This window comes from Shewanella sp. 5S214, assembly GCF_041439795.1.
Classification (GTDB): Bacteria; Pseudomonadota; Gammaproteobacteria; order Enterobacterales; family Shewanellaceae; genus Shewanella; species Shewanella vesiculosa.
The window spans coordinates 59079-82512 of record NZ_JBGOOV010000006.1 but is presented as its reverse complement, the minus strand read 5'-3'; the positions used below and the strand labels follow the sequence as shown (position 1 = coordinate 82512).

The window sequence follows — 23434 nt, the reverse complement described above, 5'->3', positions numbered from 1 at the left end:
GGTGTTTGTAATGCAACAGCTTATTCATCGGATTTGGTATCAAGGTCATCAAGCCAAATGGTTATTACTGCCATTGTCCGGTTTATTTTGGCTCATATCTACTATTCGCCGTGGACTGTTTCGTTTTGGGTTTAAACAGGCACAAGTGTTACCCGTGCCTGTGATAGTGGTCGGTAATATTACCGCTGGTGGCAGTGGTAAAACCCCCACAGTGATTTATTTAATTGAGTTATTACGCCAACATGGTTATAAACCTGGGGTGATAAGCCGAGGTTATGGGGTGAATATTGATGGCGTAATGGCTGTTAATCATAATGCCAAAGCCTGTGAGGTTGGTGATGAACCGGCCATGATAGTGGCTCGTACTCAAGTGCCTATGGTTGTTGGCGCCAGTAGAGTTAGTGCCGCTCAGGCTTTACTCTCTGAGTTTGATGTTGATGTCATCATTAGTGACGATGGTTTACAGCATTATGCTTTGGGGCGTGATATTGAAATAGCCTTGGTCGATGGTGAACGCCGTTATGGTAATCATTGTCTATTACCCGCAGGTCCGTTACGAGAAGGTTTGTGGCGTGTAAATTCGGTTGATTTTATCATTAACAATGGCGGTCCGGCTTATGACGGTGAAGTGTTGATGACTTTGGAGCCTGCGCCACTTTGCCAGATCAACAGTCTTCTGCACCATGAATTTAGTCAGCAGGACAGTGTGGTGGCTATGGCTGGCATAGGTAATCCACAACGTTTTTTTAGTAGTATTAGCCAGTTAGGCTATAAAGTAGTACAAACCGTTGAGTTTGCAGATCATCAGGCTTTTGACGCAAAGCAATTAAACGCGTTATCTGTGCAACATTCATTATTAATGACTGAAAAAGATGCGGTTAAATGTCGCGATTTTGCACAATCAAACTGGTGGTATTTACCTGTAAATGCGAAGCTTAACTCAGAATTTGATCACGCATTGTTGAGCCGACTACAGCAAGTGGCTCAAACTAAAAAAGGATTGTCTCATGGCATTTGATAAAAAATTACTCGAAATAGTGGCTTGCCCAGTATGCAAAGGCAAGCTTGAATACGACAAAGAGTCACAACAGCTTATCTGCAAGTTTGATAAGTTAGCTTACCCTATTACCGAAGGTATTCCGGTTTTGCTGGAAAATCGTGCTACAACCTTAGTTTCTGAATAACCCTAGTTACTGAATACCCTAGTTATTTAATAACGTTAAAACAGTACCCCTAGGTATAATATGATTAAGCGTCCGTTGGACGCTTTTTTTATATTCATTAGGTAAGCACATCTAATAGTGGCTAATTTACTTTTAGGGCTTTACAGCATAAAAAAAGCTTGCCGATAAAGGCAAGCTCATTAACCTCTGGAGACCATCACATCAGATTAATTATATGACGCGACAAGATTTACCTTGATAAACCGTCAACGATACTAAGGTTACCTTTGGGTGGATAAATCTTGATATAAAGTTTCAATCCATTTATCTGCAGAGATAAATTCCCAGCTCCAATCAGCGTATTTTTCTGGTACACCTTGTTTTTTGATGCTGGCTAAATCGTGCCCTAGTTCAATTTCACCGCGCATCCAATTAATGCTGTCATCTAGCATATGCTTAAATTTAAACAGTGCATTTTTATCGGCTAAATCGCCATGGCCTGGGATCACTTTGGTCTTGTTGTCTAAACGATCCAATATCAAGCTGACGTTTTCACGATAACCCGTCACCGATCCTCCGGCATCTAAATCAATGTATGGGAAACGATCTTTGAAATATAAATCACCCATATGAATAATATTAGCCTTTTGCCATATCACTACGCTGTCACCATCAGTGTGTCCGGGACCTAGGTGGATAATCTCTAAGGTGTCTTGGTTAAAATGAATGGATATATTGTCTCCATAAGTGATAACAGGCAGGGTTGAGGAGGCGATTTTATTTTGTGCTTGAAGACGCTTGAGAACATTATGATGAGCTAAGATTGTACCTTGTTCACCAAAGTGAGCATTGCCGCCAGTATGGTCTGCATGGTAATGAGTGTTGACTATGTACTTGGGAGCACCTGGTTGAATTTGATTCAGTGCCGCGGTAATTTTATCGGCTAAGGGGGCATATTGGTCGTCAATGATCAATATGCCATCACTGCCAGCAGAAACTCCAATGTTGCCTCCAGCACCAATAAACATGTAAGTATTATTATCGAGTTTTTTCGACTTAATGGTCACATCATTAAATTTATCATCAGCCATGGCAGCTGTTTGAGTGAGTGCTAGCAAAGCGAGTGCACTGAGTCCGATGATATGACGTTGAAATCTTAATTTCATTATTATTCCCCATTGCTGTCTTAACAATTGTTTTATTGTTACTAGTACTGCCTAGGTTAACAATTTGATCACATATACGGCAATGATAAATCATACAAAGGTCTAAAGTATCGGTTCGCTAGCTTACACTGGTTCAGAGCACTTAACGCTAAGTATTAAGTGCTCTGATGTCTTAATCCGAGAGAGCTATTTTGGCCAAATGGGTTTAATGCCTAAAACTTATTGCGGCTTAATGCACGATGGCACTAATCGCTTTAGATTAAAGTACCTAGAGACTACTTGGTCCACGGGAGTATTCTTTGGGCAAATGTATTCGATACTCCTAATCTTATCGCGGCTTTATGGCGCATGAGATACAAGGCTTGGTAACATAATGGTACTAAATATAAGCTAGTTACCGTTGAAAAGGTTAACCCACCAATAATGGCAATTGCCATAGGGGAATAGGGGGGGCCACCGCCGCCAATCTGTGTATCTCCCATTGCTAAGGGAACTAACCCCAGTACCGTGGTGGCCACTGTCATTAGTACCGGCCGAAGACGTGTAATACACACACTGATAATCGTGTGACTTAGTTTATCTAAATCAGGTGTCATTTGATTGATTTGATCAACCAATACAATACCGTTATTCACCACAATGCCCATCAAAATAAGAATTCCAATCATCGACATTACCGACATGGGGGTGCCGGTTAACCACAATGCCCAAAACACTCCCGTTATTGAGAACAGAATTGAGGTGATAATAGCGGTAGGTAACAATAATGACTCAAACAAGGCTGCCATGACGATATAGATCATCGCAATCGCCAAAATCATATTGACGACCATAATTGACTGGTCTTCATCTTGGCGTTCAAACCCACCCCGCAGTGAGTAGCCGTATCCATAAGGGAAGTTGACCGAGTCCATGACTTGAGTGATTTTAGTTTGGGCTTCTTCGGTTGTCATATCCTCAAGGTTTGCGCCAATGGATAATGCTGTTTGACGATTAAAATGACGAATAGTATCAAATCTAGGAACTACAGTGGCTTCGGCTAAACTGTCAAGGGTGTAGACTCGGTCACCTTGGCGAATAATCGGTAGCTGTTTAAGTTTTTCAAGCGAGTTTTGCCAGCTTTTGTCATAGGCCAGTTCAATGCGGAGTTCGCCGCTAGGATCATGACGAAATGAACGTAACTGCGAGCCTCTTAACGCGATCGCAATATTTGAAGCAATATCACTTAAGGTTAAATCCAGTCTGGCTGCCATTTCGCGGTTTATCACCACAACCACTTCTTGCTGAGCGCCATTCACTTCCGAGCGCACATCAACCAAACCCTCAATATTATCGAGTAATGGCATCACCTGCTCACTGATCCGGATGAGCTCTGTTGTCGAGCGTCCGGTTAAGGTCACACGGATACCGTTATTTTCATTGCCCCAGCCAAACTGAGGCGTGGCAATGGAAAACTTAGGGAAGCCTTCGCGGATCATTTTCTTTAGTTCGCCAATATCTATCGGGATGTCTTTTTGCAATAAAATGGTCGATTGCGCATCTTGCGGCGCGTAATAACTGTAAACCGCATCAATGTAAAACTTTTCTTTATTGCTATATAAGTAGGTTTCCATGCTATTAATCATAGCTTCGGTAACCGCTAAATTATGCCGACCCTCTAATTGATAATTAATGTACAAACGGTCATTACCTTCCCCGTCACCCTGATCTTGTTTCACCATGCTTAACGGCAATGCGGTTGACACTAATATTGCTAAGGCAATGACTCCAGAACGTTTTGGTCGGGTTAAAATCCAAGTGAGACTGCGCTCATAAAATCGTCCCAAACGGTTATTGTCTGTAGTGGTTTCGACATCAAAATGAAAGTGATTGAGCATCAATGGGATCAGGGTTTTAGCGACCAACAACGATGCTGCAAGCGAAATACAAATCGCCACAGCAACATGTTCTAAAAAGATGGTTAGTTGCACTTTAACGCCAAAAATATTGGGTAAAAACACGATGGCAGTGGTTAAGGTACCCGCCAAAACTGCTAAAGAAACTTTATCCACGCCAGTTAACACGGCTTGTTGGTTCGCTTTTCTCTGACAAGTATCGTCAATGTGTGCGGCTTGTTTTTCTTGCAGCACGCTTTCGGTGACAACCACTGCATTATCAATCAGCATGCCGACGGCTAATAACAATCCCATCATAGATAAAATATTTAAGCTGTAGCCTAAAAAGTACATACCGGCCAATGTCATACATAGAGAAATCGGTACAGATGAAATAACCACTAAGGTCATTTTAAGGTTATGTAAAAATAGATACAGCACCCCAAATGATAATACAGCTCCCATCAAACCAGACAACAGTAAGTCTTTTAACGATGATTTAACCCCATAAGCTTGATCTTCCATAATGAATAGCTTGATGCCATTAAATTGCTGATCTTGCTTAACCAGCTCGATGACCTTGAGTACCCGATCAGATACTTCAACTAAATTGGCGCCTGACTCTTTAAATACATCAATTCCCACAGCATATTTTTGGTCTAAATGTCGGCCTTCAATCTTTTCTGGCAAGGCATAGCTCACCATAGCAATATCTTGCAGGCGAATACCCGGTACAATAACCAGATTATTAATGTCATCAAGACTGGTAAACTCACCTTTTGGCGATACTTGGTACACTCTCGAGTCTTCTCTTAATGTACCGGCACTAATGACAAAGTTTTCCGCGAGTAAACGCGAGCGTAAATCGAGACTGTTGAGGCTTGATGCCACTAATTTATCGGCATCAAGGCGGATTTCAATCTGCTTTTGTTCAACACCATAAAGAGTGACTTTCGACACGCCATCAACGCGTTCAAGTGGCTTGCGTAACTGTTTATCCAATAAATCAAAGGCATTTGATAGTTCGCGCTCGCTTGATATGCGGATAGTGAGCACTGGCATATCGGCAGTTGAGAACTGTTGGATCATCACCCGCTCGACATCTTTTGGAAGTAAATGTCGTACCGAGTCTATTTTCTCACGCGCTTCAAGGCTCTTAGTGGCAACGTCTTCACCCCATTTCATGTTGAGCTGTATAAAAGCCCCATCTTGAGTCGAGTCGGAGCGCACCTCTTCAATGCCGCTCATGGTGGCAAGTGACTCTTCCAGAACTTTAGTTATATCGCGTTCAACTTCTGCTGGGCTAGAGCCTTTATACGGGACTTGCACCACAATTTGTGGAATATCAATCCCTGGAAACATTTCTAATGGCAGCATTCTACTGGCCGCCATGCCAAATAACATGATGGCTAAGAAGAACATACAGGTGGTTACGGGGCGCTTTATGGCTAGCTGAGTGATATTCATGCTGGCGTCTCCGCAGTGTTCAGCTCGTCATCATTTTGGGTGTATTGTTTGCGGTCAAATAGCGCATATAAGGCAGGAATAACCAGCAATGTGAGCAAGGTAGACATGCTTAAACCAAAAATCACTGTAATCGCCATGGGCGCGCGGACCTCACTGCCATCGCCAATCCCTATTGCCATAGGCAATAAACCTAACGTTGTGGTTAACGTGGTCATCATGATAGGACGCAAGCGAGATTGCGCAGCTTGATTAATTGCCGTGAGCTTATCCATGCCTTCTTGACGCAGTTGATTGATGCGATCCACCAATACAATGGCATTATTGACCACAATCCCTGCCAGCATAATTAAACCAATAAACACCACTACACTTAAATGAGTACCGGTAATAAATAAACCAATAATGCTGCCTGCTACTGCCATGGGCACAGCAATCAAAATTAATAATGGGTGTAACAAGGATTCAAACTGGCTGGCCATCACTAAGTACACTAAAAAGATAGCCAAAACGAGGGCAATTTTTAATGAGTCAAATGATTGTTCCATTTCTTCATTTTGGCCACCAAATCTGGCTTGAATAGAGCTTGGGAATTGCTGTTGAGTCAATATTTGCTGTGCTTGAAGTACGGCTTCACTTAAATCGCCGTAGGCCAAATTCGATGACACGATAGCCACGCGTTGTTGGCTAATACGGTTAATCGCTGACGGACCAATTTGTAAGTCAATAGTAGCGATGGCACTTAACGGAATCGGCTGGGCGCTATTGGGATTAACTATTAATGATTCAATGTCGCTGATCTGATCGCGCTCATTTAATTCACTGCGCACCAAAATATCCACTTTACGATCACGCACGGTGAATTGGCTGGCAATAGTGCCACCGACACGTTGAGCAATACGGTTAGCGACAGTGGGTGCATCCATACCTAACGCAGCAAGGCGAGCATGATCAAAGCGAATGCTGATCTCTGGCTGCCCGTCACGTAGGGTGGTATTGATGTCACTAAAGCGGTCTGATTCAGACAAGGCTTTTACCAGCTGATCAGCACTTTGCTTAAGTTGCACTAAATCATAACCTGATAACTCAATTTCAAGCGGGGTTTTGAAACTGAATAATTCAGGATGCTCAATCTGCGCTTCGAGTTCGGGGATATTTCTAGCTGTATTGCGCAGTACCTGACTAACCGTAGTAAAGGCTAAAGGATCATTTAGTACCACTTGTAATCTGCCCCAGTTTTCACCGCCTCGAGCAGTATCAGATGTCATTAATCCGCCGCTGCCTGCTTGACTATAGGCATGCTTAACATCCTCACGGTCTTTAATCGATAAGGCTAATTGTTGTAATACCGCATCCGTTTCACTGACTTCTGTGCCAGGTGGTAATAAAATTTCGACATAAAACTCACCTTGATTCATTGGTGGAATCAGCTCAACACCGAGCTTAGGCAATAGACTAGTTGATGCCAGAGTTATCACTAGCGCAATGATAAGGGTGAAGACTTGGTGGCGCAGGACATGGTGAAGGACTCGGTAATAAAATGATTCTATTATGCGGTAGATGACATTAAATCCAGCGCAAATAGGTTTAAGTAATAGGCCAAAAACGCTACTTACAAAACGACTAATAACGATAATAGCGGTTAACAATCCAGCGGGTAAGTAGCTAAATAGTAGCTTAAAGGGAAAGCTCAACACGGCTAATAAGTAATAGCCAATTTTACCTTTACGGCTAGTCGGTTTTGGTTTTATCGCGACTTCCAGCGGTTGCGGCAGACTGGTAAAACCTTGGCGTGAAGCCAGCATAGGAATCGCTGTTAAGGCGACAAACAATGAGGCGAGCAGTGCAAAGGTGACAGTCAGTGCTTGGTCGGCAAATAAAGCGCCTGCGATACCATCAACAAACACTAAAGGCACAAATACTGCCAGAGTGGTCAGGGTTGAAGCAAAAATGGCCCCAGAGACTTCTTTACACCCCGTGACCGCAGCCTCAATTTTACTCATGCCTTGAGATTTATAACGGTCAATGTTTTCTAATACCACAATCGCATTGTCGACCAGTAAACCAATGGCTAATGCAATGCCACCTAACGACATAATATTTAAGCTAATATCAGCAAAATACATCATATTGAATGTCGCAATAACTGAAAAGGGAATTGAGATTGAGATGATAAGTGTGGCAATAATATCACGTAGAAACAGGTAGATAACTAACATCGCCAGTAAACTGCCAAATAACGCAGCTGAGGTCACTTCATTCACGGCACTTTCAATAAATTCAGATTGGTCGTAAATAATCTTTAACTGATTCTGCTCACTTGCTTGGTTAATTTTATCGAGTTCTGTGCGTATTTTTTGCGCTACCGCAACAGTATTGGCGTCACCTTCTTTGTAGATCGCCAATTCAATCGATTCTACTTTGCCGATGCGGGTAATGTCGCTGCGTTCTTTATAGGCATCACTGATATCAGCAACATCAGATAATCTGACTAAGGTTTGACCATCGCGATAAACAATGACTTGGCCTAATTCTTCAAGAGAGTTAAATTGATTTAAGGTTCTGACTAAGTATTCTTTATCACCTTGGATCACTTTACCTGCCGATAGGTTGATGTTCTCTTCATTAATTCGGCGCTTAATTTGGTCGGCATTCAGATTGAGTTGGCTTAATTTTTGTTGATTTAATTCAATATGAACTTCTTGTTCTAATCCTCCCGACAACCTTACTGCGGCAACCCCCGATAAGGCTTCTAAGCGGCGTTTTAATTCTTCATCTGCAAAGGTACGCATTTGCTTTAGTTGCTCAGCATCGGCATCAGGCAATGAAAAAGCTAAGCGCATGATGGGGTCAAGATTGGGGTTAAAACGCAATAATAATGGCTTATTAATGTCTAATGGCAGCTCGATAGTGTCGATTTTTTCGCGGACTTCAAGGCTCGCCATGTCCATATTTGTGCCCCATTCGAACTCGAGTACTACATCAGACATACCGGAGCGCGAAATTGAGCTGATTTTGCGTAATCCTTTAACCACGCCAACAGCTTCTTCAATCGGTTTTGAAACCAGCTGTTCAATTTCAACTGGCGCCGCGCCATCATAGGCCGTACGGATAGTGACACTGGGATAGCTTAAATCGGGTAATAATTTTACCGCAAGGCGAGAAAACCCAACCATACCAAAAAGCATCACAGCTAGCATGAACATCCACACAGTAACCGGGCGGTTAACAGACGTATTGATTATCGACATTATCCCGCTCCGTTATCGAATAGCAGCGAAGCTAAGTGGGGTAATTACTTCTACCAAGGCTTGGTCTTTAAGATTTTGCTGACCGCGGATGACGATTTGTTCGCCCGCTTCTACGCCTGATAAAATTTCTACTGTGTTATTTTCACGAAAGCCCAAACTCACTTCTCGTCGCTGGGCCTTAGCGTCTTTAATCACATACAAAGCTTGAGTGTTGTCTTGGTTGATTAAAGCGTTATAAGGAACTGTAAGTGCATCTAAGTGGGTGTCGTATTTAAGCTCAACCCGTGTAAACATGCCTGCTTTTAATGTTGCATCTTCATTAGGTACGGCTAATGTCACTTTAAAGGTGCCGCTTTGCGCATCTACAACAGGGCTAATTCGCAGTACCTTAGCATCGATAATATTAGATGTTGTCCCTTGATGTTGTTGAATAATACTGGCTTGTTGCCCAATACGTAAGCTAGCAAGTTGCTGCTCTGGCAAATGCAATATGCCGTAAAGCTGGTCCTGGTTTACCACATAAAACAGTTCTTGAAACTCTTTGGCCATATTGCCGGCTTTGACATAACGTTCGGCAATAACGCCATTAATAGGCGAGACAATTTGGCTTTCCTTAACTTGTAATTCGGCTAAGTCACGTTGCGCTTTCGCTGCCTGTAAATTGAATTCGAGTTTAGCCATTTGATCTTGGCTAATAAACTCTTTGTTATTCATTTTATTTAAACGATTTAGTTCTTGTTGAATAATTTGCACTTCGGCTTCAGAGCGATTGAAATCATAACGCTGACGTTTGGCATCAATTACCGCAAGTATTTGTCCCTTAGTCACTCTGTCGCCTTCTTCAACATTTATAGTTTCAATAATACCTGCAATACGGCTCATCACATGGGATTCCTGTGGAGCCTCCAGTGTTGCTGTCGTGCTGTAAAAAGAAGAAACATTGCCTGTGGCGACGAGTGCTGTTTCAACCGGAATAGCAAATTTTTGTTCTTCTTTTACTTGCTCTTCTTCGCCAGTGCAACCGCTAAGTGCTGCAATACAAAGTAAAGGGAATGCTATTTTTTTCACGTTGATGAACCTATCCATGTGGTACCTGCCAGTATTATATATTTAGTTAAATGACGTGAGTCAGCTTATGTTATGCCTAAGTAAGTAAACGTCACGTGTTATTTGTTATCAATGTTAATTAATAACAGTTAAGCACTAAATGTGCCATAATTAATTATCCATATATAACAGTAACTTAAATTTTTTATTTCGATAAGGTTAGTCATATTGACAATGTTAAATTGGTGAGAATAATTAATTGTTGGTCTAATAGATTAATTGGGATTCATCACTATTGAGATTATCAGTTACTGTGTTTGTTCTTGGTATAAAAGTGAGTGCATCCGTATCTAACCGTAAGTAAGGGCTAGGTATTACTGATTAAAGGAATCGCTATTTTTTCTTATTAGTATTGCTATAAACGGGATGGCTTAAATGATGAAGTAAAGCTAAAAATTTTATGTGCCAAGTGTAAAAAGTTAAATGTGAATAATCAATAATCAACAATCAACAATCAACAATCAACAATCAACAATCAACAATCAATAATCTTTTCAGTCGTAGCGTAAAATAGATAATTAATAGTGCAATCCAGAAAGAGTGGCGGTAATTAAAGATAATCAAAGTTAGTGTGTCACAGCGTAAGCAAAATTAATTGTTAAAGTGTCACACGATAAAACATCCTTGATGATGCAGTATTGTTTCTTCTAGATTTTTAGGAGGGAAATTATATTTATAAAGTTAACTAAGCTGAAGTAATAATATTTTAATGACTATGACTATGACTATGACTATGACTATGACTATGACTATGACTATGACTATAGCTGGGAATGATAATGGCTTTAAGATTGAATGGATAAGGTAGTGGGTGACGTTAAAGGGCTGTAGTAATTAACGTTCAGCTTAACAGTAAGCTGAACCTTAACTATGAGAATAATGTGAACTTAATATTATTCCAAATCACTCAAATAAAATTTAAGAAGATTTGTCAGTGATGATAAAGTCAACTCGACGAGTTTTTGAACGCTCAGAGCTGGTTAGTCTAACACCATTATCTTCAATAATTTTAGTGCTAGAAACTAACTGGTCGTATGACGCACCTAAAGAAACTAAGTACTCTACGATTCCATCAGCACGACGTTGTGCCAGTGCTTTATTGTACTTTATAGTACCTTTATCGTCGGTTAAACCTTGAATGTTAAGTTCTTTATCGACGTGGTTAGCTAAATAAGTAGCAACGCAAGACATGTGCGCATCAAGCTTACTGTATGACTTATCGCTATTCAGTTCGAAATACACAGGTCTAAATCCTACAATCATTTCATCATCTGTTTGTAAGGTATATTCAATACACTCTGGAGAAATTGAAAATGTTTTGATGGGTTCTGATACAGTAACGGGTGCTGATTGACAGCCCGTAAGTGCTAATAACACAACACCTGCTAATGAAAGATTGATCGGTCTCATATTTGACTTAATCCTTTAAAACTGTGGTCCATTAAAAAGAAGACGTAAATTACCGATTATGTTTTATTGGGTCAATAGGAAAACGATATTTTTGATGATTTGATATTTATTTATCTTAATAAAACATACTTTTTAATGTGTTTTTATTTTAATACATACTAATGGGTAGTTAATTTAAACTGATTTGTATAAAATTTATTTTGCTGGTTTTTAAATGTTGTTTTTTGAGTTTGCTTGCTGCAACATATTGTGGTTATTTTGATTCACTAGGACGTTAGTTTACATACTTTAGGATAATATCAAGGGATTAACCTGTACTTATGGATAAGAGTAAAACACCAAATAACTTAGCTGAAGACAAAACTGTCATAGCAGGATTAGACAATTCTGAAAATAATGCTAACAAAGTTAATTTGATTGGCAAATGTTTCAAAAATCGATATTTAATTGAATCAAAAATTGGTCATGGAGGTATGAGTGATATATACCGTGCCAAAGACCTGTACTTAGAGTCGTTGAATGTCAGTGAGCCATTTGTTGCAATAAAGGTATTATTGCCTCAGTTATCTGATATACCCGAAGCTCAACAAGTCCTGATTAAAGAGTCGGTGCAAACCCAAAAACTCTCTCATCCAAATATCATCCGAGTGTATGATGTTGATACTGATGATGGCTTTCACTTTATGGTCATGGAGTGGTTAGACGGTGAATCATTAGACCAAGTCATTAAACGTTCCAAACCGATGGGGATTAATTTCAAAGGATCAATGAAAATCATTGATCAGATAGCTTCAGCCTTATCGTATGCGCATCATCAAGGTATTGTTCATACAGATTTAAAACCATCGAATATTTTCCTGACTCGCCAAGGTAATATTAAAGTCTTCGATTTTGGTGTTGCAAAAAACTTGCAACAAAGAGAAGACCGCTACGCACTTGCTGAGGTAGATCAAGACTCATCATTAACAGGTTACACTCCAGCATATGCTAGCTTTGAACAGCTAACTGGCGAAGATGCTTGCGCGGAAGATGATATTTTTGCTTTTTCATGCATTAGCTATGAATTGCTAACAAGTAAACATCCCTATCAGCGTGTCGCAGCAAATGAAGTTGACGTTACCAAGAATAAATTGGTCAAGCCAAAGCATATCAGCATGTCTCTGTGGCCTACACTCAAAAAAGGCTTGGCACTCAAAAAGGCGCAACGAGCATCATCAATTGATCAGATAATCAGCACTTTACACCGTAAAACTTGGCCGATTTTAACTGCCATTGCAGCAGGTACTATTTTGGTTATTGGGGGATTTCAAATTCAACAATACTATCAAGTGCAATTAGATAACTTGAATAATAAAGTGGCGATAACAAATAAGGCAAAAAGTGAAGTTCAAGCATTTGAGTTTATCCCAGCTTCAGACTTATTAGCCCGAATTGACAGTATTCCTGAATCTAAAAGCATCATTAAAAATGGTCTATTAAAAACACATCAATCAGAAGTATTGGATATCGTTGAACAACGTATTGCTTCTTTACCTAAAAGTGATAATGGCCTCTATCAGGATTATGTAAAAATAGCTGAAGTTATTAATGATATAGAGCGTTTTTATCCTGATTCAGTTCGTTTGCTGCAAATGAAAAATCAAGCTGAGCGAAGTAAACAATTGGTTGTTGATGCTCTGTCTGAACGTTTGAGTCTTTTATTATCTCAAGCTCGTTATAACGAGCAAGGGACCAATAAAATTAAGGCTATCGTTGATGGACTAAGCTTTGTTGAGCCTAATTATGTATATCTCGCGAGTAATGAAGAATATACGCTCTATGCAAGCACCTTTGATAGTGCATTAAAGAAACACGATATTAATCAAATTAGCGAACTTATCACTACCGGTGAAAATGTATTTGCAAACTATCCTGAAGCTAAGTCTTTAATTGCCTATGGTGCACAATTAAAAGTTGCCGTAAAAGCATTGAATGAATATCACAATGCGACGGCAAAAGGCAAAACTGTTGATTATCCGTATGACGCCGCTGAGGTTTATTATCGGGATACATTTGAGCAATTAACCGCAAGACTAGAAGCGATTGATGATCCCAAAGATCTACATGAATTTGATAAAGAAGTAAGAGATCTTGCCACAAATTTACCTGATGATTTTGATCCCCTACTGACGCTTGATAAACGTCTCGCGGCGTCATTTTTACGCCAGGCAAACGTGTATCTAGAAAAGCAATATCTGAAAACTGCCAGAGAGTTATTTGCTCGGGGTAATGAAATGTATGAACGTCTTAATGGTGTTCAACGTTTGTAGCTCTGTAGTGATTGATCAATCGTTGTATGTTGATGAAGGAAGATGTAATAAAAATGGAATTATCGCTAGAGATTTTGAGCTATCACAGGTTATCTCCTGAGCAAATTATAACAAAAACAGTTATTAATACTTTAACGCTAGGTCGCTCAGATACGTGTGATTGGCATTTACCCGATCCTGAAAAGGTGGTTTCTGGTACTCATGCTCGGATCACTAAGCGCAGTGACGGTTTTTACATTGAAGACTTATCAACTAATGGTTTATACGTTAATCGTGCCGTTGAAGCCTTGGGCAGCAATCGTGAACATAAAATTGAGGTCGATGATTTATTCACTTTTGGTGATTATGAAATCAGTGCTAAATTGCAGAGTTTACCTACCTCTGAACACACTCATCAGCAACCCAGTGTACAACATGCTCCTGTTGCAACGACCTTGGATGATCATCATGCGTTACCGACTTCATCCTCATCAATTCTTGATACTGGGTTTGAGTCTGATTTAGCTGGATTTGATTCTGCAATGTTGCTCAAGCAATCTCGACAACAATCAGCAGGTCTATCTCAAATGAACGCTGATTTACAAGACCACTTTCAACCACCTTTATCTATCCCTGAAGAATGGGATAAGGATATTTTTGGCCAACATTCTCAAGCACGTCCTAGCTCTACTGTTGCGCCAGAACCCAAAGTTGAAGTTGCTCAAGCGCCTGTGATACCTGTTGTCGAGACTAAAATAGCAAAAGCAGACGTTAAAAAAGATGCTCCTGTGATACCTGAATCAAAGCCCTCGATAAACACTCAAATTACTTCAGCATCAGTGTTAAGTAAGGCTTTTTTTCAAGGTATGGGAGTAAATCAACAAGACTATGAAAAGGTGCTAAGCGAAGAATTGATGTTTGAATTGGGTAAGAGCATGCAATCTATGTTAACCGGACTCATGGATTCTTTACGCCAACGTTCAAAGCTTAAAACTGAGTTTCGAATTAATCAAACTACTTTTCAGCAACAGGAAAATAACCCATTAAAATTCTCAGCCAATATTGATGATGTTTTCCAAAATTTATTTTTAAGAAAAAGTGCCAGCTTTTTATCATCACAACAAGCTATTTCCGAGGCATTTAATGATGGCCGAAAACATGATGCTGCATTAACGGCTGGGACGTTAGGCGCTATCAGAGGGTTATTAAATCAATTAGATCCTGAGTCTATTGAATCTAAAACACAAAGCCAATCTCTGGCAGACATGTTAGTACCAGGACAGAAACAAATGCGTCATTGGAAGCTATATAAAAGCTTACACTCAGATTTGAAACACGAATTTATGCAAGACAGTGCTGCAGCATTATCAGATGATTTTGTTAAAGCATACGACAATAAAATCAAAATGTTATAATTTATTAAGGGCTATTAAATGACATTAAAGTTAGGTCTATACCGAATCATATTAGTAAGCTTTTTATTACTTAACTCTGGTTGTAAAACAATTAATGCAGTTGTTCCTCCATCAACAGACGTTACGTTTAATGCCAGTGCTGACATTAATCCAGACATTAATAATCGACCATCACCTGTGGTGGTTAAAATATTTGAACTATCGTCACGAACTATCTTTGACACGCAAGATTTTTTTACCCTTGATGAGTCTGCTGAAAGCGTTCTTGGTCCCGATCTTATCCGTAAAGATGAGTTGGAATTACAACCATCAGAAACCCGTGAATATGCGATGACATTGGGACAAAACACACGGTTTGTTGGGGTGATAGTCGCCTATAGAGATATCGATTCCTCTCGATGGCGATCGGTCGTCGCCGTCGATCCTACTGGCTATGATGATGTCACTATCAACATAGAAAAAATAGCAGTGTACAACTCTGAAAAGTAATCGTTGTGAATAAATAGGGAAATTATGAGCGATTTTAGCCCAATAGCATGGACAGAGGGCATGTTTCTTCGTCCACAACATATGCAGCAGCAAGAGCGTTTTTTGCAGCATCAGCAAGCGCGTATGGCCAAAAATAATAATCCACTGGCCTGGGGGATTGTAAGCTACGAAGTCAATTATGGCTTGCTTCCGTTAGGGCAGTTTGGTTTAGACCGTATTGATTGCGTATTTCCGGATAATACTCTGGTTTGCTTACCAGAGCAGAGCCCATTGCCGACATCTATTACAATCCCAGCAGGAACAATTGATCAATTGGTCTACCTCGTGCTGCCTGTTGCCAAAAGTAATGGTGTCAATATTTCATCTTCTGAACAGAATCAAATTACCCGTTACATCTATGAGGATCATAACATTGTTGATACCAGTGTTGGCTCAGATGCAATGGAAGTGCTACAAGTGGCAAAATTGGACTGCCGTTTCAAGTTACAGAGTGAAGACCGTTCTGGATATGTGTCTATTGCCATCGCTCGTGTTATTGACGTATCAGAGGAAGGCGTAATTCGGTTAGATAAAAAGTTTATTCCTGCATGCACAGGCATCGAACACATTAAAACCTTGATGAATATGACCACTGAAGTTACGGGCATGATTAATCAGCGTGCCGAAGCGATTGCGGCTCGATTAAGTCAATCTCAAGGGACTTCAAGTTCGATTGCCGATTTTTTAATGTTGCAGCTTTTGAACAAATATCAGCCTATTTTTGAACATTACGCGATCGTTAATCATATCCATCCAGAATTGTTATACCGCACATTAATCAGTTTCTCAGGTGAACTGTCAACATTTAGCAGTCCTAATAAGCGTCCGCCTAAATTCCCGACTTATCAGCATGATAATTTGACCTATGTTTTTAGCAATACAATGGTCATTGTCAATCATGGCTTAAGCAGTGTATTAGAACAAAGTGCTACGGAACTCATTCTTGAGAAGACCAAATTTGGGGTATATTTCTCGACTATTGCAGACAAGAGCATGCTTGATAATGCTGAGTTCATTCTTGCTGTTAAAGCTAATGTGCCGCATGACGAGCTACGTCAGCGTTTGCCTTCGCAAATCAAAATAGGCTCGGTTGAAACAATCCGTGAACTGGTTAATAACCAATTAGCAGGCATTGGCATTTCAAATTTACCCGTTGCGCCAAGACAAGTGCCATATCACGCTGGTTATCACTATTTCCAATTAGATAAAAATAATAGCCATTGGATAAAGCTCAAATCGAGTGGCGGTGTTGCTATGCATATTTCTGGTGCATATCCAGAGTTACAACTTGAACTTTGGGCTGTGAGTATTTAAACGCCAAAACATTAAGGATAATTTTGTGAACGATAAAACCATCGTTAAACCTCGCCCAGGGAAAGGGGCGGGTATGGCTGGCAATAAAACAAAAGTCGATGATGATAGTCAAAAAACTCTGATCCAAGAACAGCGTAATGATAATCGGGATAATCGCTCGCAACTTAGTCTATCGCAAAATCCGTTAGTTGATTTTGCGGGCACGCTATTATCGATCTGCACTCAATTACGAAACAGTACCCAGCATGATGACGTGAACACATTACGGGTACATTGCGTTGAGTTGATCAAGCATTATGAACAGCAGCTTCGTAATGCAAACTTAGCATCTGATGACATTCAATCTGCCCGATATTGCCTGTGTTGTTTTATCGACGAAGTTGTACTCAATACGCCTTGGGGAGAACAAAGCTATTGGGCATCTGACAGCTTACTGTCGACTTTTCATCATGAAACCTTAGGCGGTGAGTATTTCTATACTTTACTTGATGCATCGCTGCGTCATCCTGCAGAAAAATGTAATTTGCTTGAACTCATGTATTTATGTTTAACCCTAGGTTTTGTCGGCAAAATGAGAGTTGAACCTCAAGGAGATCAAAAACTTGAAGCATTACGGGAAAAAACCTACTTAGCGATTCAATCCTGTAAAGGCGACTTCCACCGTGAATTATCTCCGGGGTGGCGACAGAATATTGTGCCAAATTTGACCTTTCAACAGCCCTTTCCTTTATGGGTGATTGGGGCATTATTTGGCGTGGTCATATTATTTATTTACATGGGCTTTAGTTATAGCATTAACCATTATTCATCAGTCGCTTATAAAGAATTAACCTCAATAGTTCCATGGGAAAAAACCGTCGAAGCGCAGCAACAAATAAGCCGTGATGAAGCCTTATTGCTGCAACAACTGTTACAAACCGAAATAGGCAAAAATCTCCTCGAAGTAGAGCAATTGAGTGACCGAGTGAGGATCCGCATTGGGGCTACTGAATTATTTGCGTCAGGTAGCACCCAACCTCGTTCAGATTTTGAAGCCATTCTCGCTAAAATTGCCCGCACACTTGAGAGTACAGATGGCAAAATATTGATCACGGGTCATACCGATGATGAACCAATTTTTACCTCAAAATATCCATCAAATTGGCATCTTTCGCTGGCTAGAGCCACATCAATTGCAAATGTTCTCGCTAACAACGCATCGTTAAGTGGTCGTCTATGGCCTGAGGGGCGAGGGGAGTCTGAGCCTCGTGTTGTTAACGATAGCGAACAAAATCGCGCGTTAAACCGTCGAATCGAAATCGACTTATTGTTTTAATGTGACATAAAGGAATAACATAAATGTCTTTGAAATCAATTGGCAAGGGAATTGTCGATACACTTAAATCTAAATGGACTATTACCATTATAGGTTTTCTGTGCTTAGCATTACTCATTTGGTTTGGTGGCCCATTGGTGGCAATCGCCGGCTATGAGCCATTAGCCACCGCAGCTTCGCGGATTATTCTATTACTTGTTATTGTTATCATCTTTGGGGCAATCCATTTTTCTCGGCAGTTGAAGAGCAAAAAGCAAAGCGAAAAAATGGTTGATAGCTTAATTAATGGTGAAGACGATAATAGCGCGTCGGGAGATGATTCAGCGAAAGGTGAAATCACTGTTTTACAGAATAAAATGACCCAAGCGTTAGATATTCTCAAAAATACCAAGCTCACAAAAAATAAAAGTATTTACGAATTACCTTGGTATATCATGATTGGTCCACCAGGAAGCGGAAAAACGACTGCAATTCAGCATTCTGGTTTGGAATACCCATTAAAAGAAAAAATGGGTGTAGACATGATTGAAGGTGTCGGCGGCACAAGACACTGCGATTGGTGGTTTACTAATAAAGCAGTATTAATTGATACGGCCGGTCGTTATACCACTCAAGATAGCCATGTAAAACAAGACTCTCGTGCATGGCAAGGATTTCTGGGATTATTAAAAAAATACCGTCCAGTTCGCCCCATTAATGGTGTCATCATCAGCATGGGCATGTCTGATTTATTAAACCAAACTAAGACAGAAAGAAACTTACATGCTCGCGCAATCAAACAGCGATTACAAGAGCTGCAAAATCAGCTTGGTATGACTTTTCCTGTGTACGTATTGTTTTCTAAATCTGATTTAGTTGCAGGTTTTAATGAATTTTTTGACGATTTAACTAAAGAAGATTGTGAGCAAATTTGGGGTATTACCTTCCCACTCAATGCCGATACCGAAGACACTGATATCGTCAGTTCATTTAATAAGGAATTTCACGATTTATTACTTAATTTAAATGCACGACTCAATAGCCGTTTGAAAAATGAGCGAGATCTAGAGCGCCGTGCTGCAATTTATGAATTTCCTAAACAGCTGAGATTATTACAAAGTTCTGCCGATGATTTTTTGAAAGAAATTTTTGCTCCCAATGCCTATGAAGAAGCCCCATTATTACGCGGTGTTTATCTCACCAGTGCGACTCAAGAAGGCACCCCAATTGACCATCTTTCTAGTCATTTATCCAGTGGGATCAAGAGTAAAACAAAAACATTTGCAGCCAATAAACAACGAAGCTACTTTATAAAACGACTGTTAGAAGACGTTATTTTTCCTGAGAAAAACTTAGCATCAACCAATCGTAAACATACCAATCATAACCGACTGTTACGAAAAGTCTCAGTGGGCGTAGCCGCTGGCGTCACCTTGCTTGCAAGTTATTTTTGGTGGCAAAGTTATGATTGGAATCGCAAGTTGATTGATGATACTTATCAAGGTGTTAGTGCCTATAAAACCATTACAAATGGTGGGTTAAATGCCAAGTCAGATGTGATTACATTAACCAAAGGCTTAACCTTAATTCGTGATCTACCTGTGGGGTATGGAACCGATAAGGCCGAGGACGCACAAACCTTTGGTTTGTACCAAGGCGATAAGCTCAAGCAGCCTGCTACAGCCGCTTACCATCGCGCCCTAGAAACGCATTTGATGCCTTTCTTACAAACCGTGCTAAGTGATGAAATGGATGCCAATGGCGATCATCTTAATTATTTATATGAAACATTAAAAACATACTTAATGCTCTATTTCCCTGAGCATTTTGATAAGAGCGATGTTCAAGTGTGGTTTTCCGCTTACATTGATAGAAATCTTGTTGGTGATGTTAATCGTGATGTGCGGGTACAACTCAACCAACATATTGATACCTTGCTTTCTTTGGGGATTCGAGGTCATCAGTATGACAGTTCGACTGTTGATAGTGCTCGAGTTAATTTAACCATGTTGCCACTGGTTGAACGAGCTTATCAGCGTTTGAAAAGTGATTTTGCAAATAGCAGTATTCCAGACTTTAAGCTGGTCGATATATTGAGTTTAGACAGTTTAGATGGGCTGATGTTCATCAGTGGCCGTCAATTCAATCAGGGTATCCCAGGGCTTTATACCTTCAATGGTTTTCATGGCATTTTTAATATAGAAAAGAATAAAATAGTTAAGAATCTAACTGCCGACAGCTGGGTTTATGGAGACGATTTAGTTGATTTAGATGAGCAAGCTAAAGCGCTGATAACCCAAGAGTTAGAAAAGAGATATATTCGTGATTATATTTTTTATTGGGAAGATTTCTTAAATGATATCGCGATTAAACCCTATTCTACCCGCGAAGAAGCTGAGCTCGTTACGGCAGCGCTTGCCAGTCCTGATCAACCGATAAAGACCATTATTGCCGCAGTACAGAAAAATGTGAATTTAACCAAACTGCCGGCAGAGTCGAATAATTTAAAGGCTGCAGCTGAAGTGGCAGATAATCTGTCGGATATCGCCTTTCGTTCTAAAAAAGCACGCTTAAATCGCTTGTTACCAGACACTGATATTACATCAGAGGAGGATTTACCTGGCCAAGATGTTGAATATGCTTTTGCTGAGCTGCTTAAAATTAATCTTGCAGACATTGATAAGATTCAAACCACCTTACGAGCACTTAATCGAAATTACACTAAGTTATCATTGCAAGCTGATGGGCAAGGTAATGTAATCAATCAAGCCACAGAAGAAAGCTTTGCTCAATTAGGCATGGCTTTATCTGAGCAATTGATTGATTTACCAAGTCCAATCAATAATTTACTTAGTGATGTTGCATCCCGTACACGCTCATTTGCCAAATCAAATCAAAGTCAGCGATTTAACGGTATTTGGCGGTCGCAAGTATTGGCTGAATTTAACCGAGCCATTGCTGGACGATACCCATTTGATCGTAAATCTAAAGAAGATGTCAGGTTAAAAGATTTTAGTAAGTTTTTTGGTTACGGCGGTACTTTAGATAAATTTTGGGATCAATACTTAGCCGCTCATGTGGATACCAGCAAAAAACCTTGGCGTTTTAAGCGTAATATTGGCATTCGTAATGACATCTTGGAAATGTACCAGCGCGCTGAAACCATTAAAGAGGCATTTTTCGAGCCAGGCTCTAGGCAGCCTATTGTCAATTTTTCATTGGAACCTGAATTATTAGATCAGAATGTGAGTATGTTCTTATTTGAATTAGACAGCCAGCAGCTTAAATACCGTCACGGTCCGACTCGCAAAGAGTTATTTGTTTGGCCTGGTCCTGGGGCAAATAACGAAACTCGAATTGCATTTTCACCGCCTAATGGTGGTCGCTCAATCAACAAGAAGTATGAAGGTGAATGGTCATTCTTTAAGTTATTGGATGAGTTAAGTAAAAAGCGTCCACAAACTAAAAAAGATGGCAAATTACTTATTGACCTTAAAGGTTACAGTGCTGTACTTAAATTGACAGCAAACAGTGTTAACAATCCATTTTGGATGGCAAATATGGAGACGTTTAGATGTCCTGCGAACCTTTAACATCAGTAGGTTACTGTGGAAAAGTCCCGTCAAAAGGTGACTTTATTCAGCAGAACTTGAATGTTGATTTTCTAAAAAATTGGAATGACTGGTTACAAGCTGTTATTGCGGTGAGTAAAGAACAAACAGAACATAATTGGTTGGACTATTACCTCACAAGCCCTATATGGCACTTTTCGTTATCTGCAGGTGTTTGCTGTGATCAAGCTGTTGTAGGCACAGTGATTCCTAGTATCGATCATGTTGGGCGCCACTATCCATTTACGCTAGCTGGATTGCACAATCAATCTGCTTTAAGAGGATGGCAAGAAAATCAGTGGGTTGATGTTTTTGAAAAACATATATTGCAAGTTCTTGAAGATGAAACTGTTCTAGAGCATTGGCTCGAAACTATTACTAAAGAGCCTCTTTCTGTTGCTGCTAATAACGACAGATTTGTCGAAAATGAATCTCTAGACCGAAATAAGAAAGCATGGGTATTTCAGGGGGATAACTCACCTGATGTACTGTTATTACTGGATCAGCAATACCGAAAGCGCTTTGATTGTTACAGTATATGGTGGACTGAAGGATCTGATGAAGTAGGGCCATGCACTATCATCACAGAAGGCTTACCGCAAATAAGTCAATTTATCTCTATGTTAAATGGTCAATGGGGACAACGTGGTTGGAATACTGCGGAGCTTATTAAGGAGCAAACTCCATGCACTTAAGTCACGCATTAACTCATAGAGGAACCGTTAGAGAAATTAACGAAGATGCTTACCTTGAGTTACCACATTTAGGTGTCTGGGTCGTTGCTGATGGAATGGGTGGACATGCCGCCGGAGATGTCGCCAGTCAGTTAGTTATCGACGGCATCCAGCAGGCTGTTGAGCACCTTGAAGCAGAAACAATTACTTTAGAGGTGTTAAAAAAATCACTGATTGATAGTAATCGTATATTACAGCAAATGAGTGAACATGATTTTGATGGCAAGGTAGCTGGCACCACAGTCGTTGTGCTGTGGCTATATCAAGATAAATATCATTTGCTATGGGTTGGCGATAGTCGGATTTATTTGATGCGTGATCAGCAAATGAAGCAAATGACTAAAGATCATAGCCAAGTTAATGACATGATTGATGAAGGGCTTCTTTCTCCTGAAGAGGCGGAGACACACCCTTTAGCTAATGTGATCACGCGAGCGGTAGGTGTTGATACTCAATTGGACATAGACTACCGAACCGATAAGGTAAAAGATGGTGATGTTTTTTTACTCTGTAGTGATGGTTTAAACAAAGAACTAAATGATATTGAGATTGAAAGAACAATAAAATCTGGAAATATTATTGATTCAGGATTAGCACTACTTCACGCTTCATTGGTCAGAAATGCAAGAGATAATGTTACGTGTATTTTAGTCAAGAACTCACATAAGAACATTAATATTATCGATGATAGTGATAAAACCATACCCATATTTAGTCACATTTAATCAGTTGTCATTATAATAGAGAATATAAACGGGTTGTAACGTTAATATTTATTATAAGTGTTATTGTTTTTTGTATGGACAACATTACTT

General features: G+C 40.0%; 15 protein-coding genes. 10 read left to right on the top strand and 5 right to left on the bottom strand.

Annotation, left to right across the window (positions count from 1 at the left end; genetic code table 11):
• The first annotated feature begins 10 nt into the window (after positions 1-10).
• Together lpxK and ACED29_RS05695 are read left to right on the top strand one after the other, a co-directional pair.
• Positions 11-1018, top strand: a complete 1008-nt coding sequence (gene lpxK, locus ACED29_RS05700; protein ID WP_371697243.1) for a tetraacyldisaccharide 4'-kinase — start codon at positions 11-13, stop codon at positions 1016-1018.
• Positions 1008-1184 (top strand): Trm112 family protein, encoded by a 177-nt coding sequence (locus ACED29_RS05695; protein WP_182696916.1) that lies wholly within the window; start codon positions 1008-1010, stop codon positions 1182-1184. The genes lpxK and ACED29_RS05695 overlap by 11 nt, the downstream gene beginning before the upstream one ends.
• 260 nt (positions 1185-1444) lie before the next feature.
• Here ACED29_RS05695 and ACED29_RS05690 read toward each other — a convergent pair whose 3' ends face one another.
• The 5 genes from ACED29_RS05690 to ACED29_RS05670 form a co-directional block, all read right to left on the bottom strand.
• The gene (locus ACED29_RS05690) at positions 1445-2329 is read right to left on the bottom strand and encodes an MBL fold metallo-hydrolase (protein WP_371697242.1); all 885 of its coding nucleotides are present in this window, start codon (positions 2327-2329) and stop codon (positions 1445-1447) included.
• 275 nt (positions 2330-2604) lie between these two features.
• Positions 2605-5670 carry an efflux RND transporter permease subunit gene (locus ACED29_RS05685; protein ID WP_371697241.1) on the bottom strand — a complete coding sequence of 1022 codons (3066 nt, stop codon included), beginning with the start codon at positions 5668-5670 and terminating at the stop codon, positions 2605-2607.
• Entirely contained in the window at positions 5667-8918 is a 3252-nt protein-coding gene (locus ACED29_RS05680) for an efflux RND transporter permease subunit (RefSeq protein ID WP_371697240.1), read from the bottom strand. Before ACED29_RS05680 ends, ACED29_RS05685 begins: the two co-directional genes overlap by 4 nt.
• Positions 8919-8930: 12 nt before the next feature.
• Positions 8931-10004 carry an efflux RND transporter periplasmic adaptor subunit gene (locus ACED29_RS05675; RefSeq protein ID WP_371697239.1) on the bottom strand — a complete coding sequence of 358 codons (1074 nt, stop codon included), beginning with the start codon at positions 10002-10004 and terminating at the stop codon, positions 8931-8933.
• Between the two features lie 939 nt (positions 10005-10943).
• Positions 10944-11435 carry an OmpA family protein gene (locus ACED29_RS05670; protein WP_182697086.1) on the bottom strand — a complete coding sequence of 164 codons (492 nt, stop codon included), beginning with the start codon at positions 11433-11435 and terminating at the stop codon, positions 10944-10946.
• A gap of 320 nt (positions 11436-11755) precedes the next feature.
• Here ACED29_RS05670 and ACED29_RS05665 point away from each other — a divergent pair, with 320 nt between their 5' ends.
• The 8 genes from ACED29_RS05665 to ACED29_RS05630 are packed head-to-tail and all read left to right on the top strand — an operon-like array spanning position 11756 to position 23344.
• Entirely contained in the window at positions 11756-13744 is a 1989-nt protein-coding gene (locus ACED29_RS05665; RefSeq protein WP_371697238.1) for a serine/threonine-protein kinase, read from the top strand.
• A gap of 53 nt (positions 13745-13797) precedes the next feature.
• Complete coding sequence (tagH, locus tag ACED29_RS05660) at positions 13798-15138, top strand: type VI secretion system-associated FHA domain protein TagH (protein ID WP_371697237.1); 1341 nt, start codon at positions 13798-13800, stop codon at positions 15136-15138.
• Between the two features lie 18 nt (positions 15139-15156).
• Positions 15157-15627: a type VI secretion system lipoprotein TssJ gene (gene tssJ / locus ACED29_RS05655; RefSeq protein ID WP_124015780.1), complete on the top strand. Its 471-nt coding sequence runs from the start codon at positions 15157-15159 to the stop codon at positions 15625-15627.
• A 24-nt stretch (positions 15628-15651) separates the two neighbouring features.
• Positions 15652-16980: a type VI secretion system baseplate subunit TssK gene (gene tssK, locus ACED29_RS05650; protein ID WP_124015781.1), complete on the top strand. Its 1329-nt coding sequence runs from the start codon at positions 15652-15654 to the stop codon at positions 16978-16980.
• A gap of 25 nt (positions 16981-17005) precedes the next feature.
• Positions 17006-18295: a type VI secretion system protein TssL, long form gene (tssL, locus tag ACED29_RS05645; RefSeq protein WP_124015782.1), complete on the top strand. Its 1290-nt coding sequence runs from the start codon at positions 17006-17008 to the stop codon at positions 18293-18295.
• Positions 18296-18318: 23 nt separating this feature from the next.
• Positions 18319-21867 (top strand): type VI secretion system membrane subunit TssM, encoded by a 3549-nt coding sequence (tssM, locus tag ACED29_RS05640; protein WP_371697236.1) that lies wholly within the window; start codon positions 18319-18321, stop codon positions 21865-21867.
• Positions 21849-22580, top strand: coding sequence for a type VI secretion system-associated protein TagF (gene tagF / locus ACED29_RS05635; RefSeq protein ID WP_182722282.1), 732 nt, complete (start codon positions 21849-21851; stop codon positions 22578-22580). The genes tssM and tagF overlap by 19 nt, the downstream gene beginning before the upstream one ends.
• On the top strand, positions 22571-23344 hold the full coding sequence (locus tag ACED29_RS05630; RefSeq protein ID WP_182697092.1) for a PP2C family serine/threonine-protein phosphatase: 774 nt from the start codon (positions 22571-22573) through the stop codon (positions 23342-23344). The genes tagF and ACED29_RS05630 overlap by 10 nt, the downstream gene beginning before the upstream one ends.
• The last annotated feature ends 90 nt before the right edge of the window (positions 23345-23434 follow it).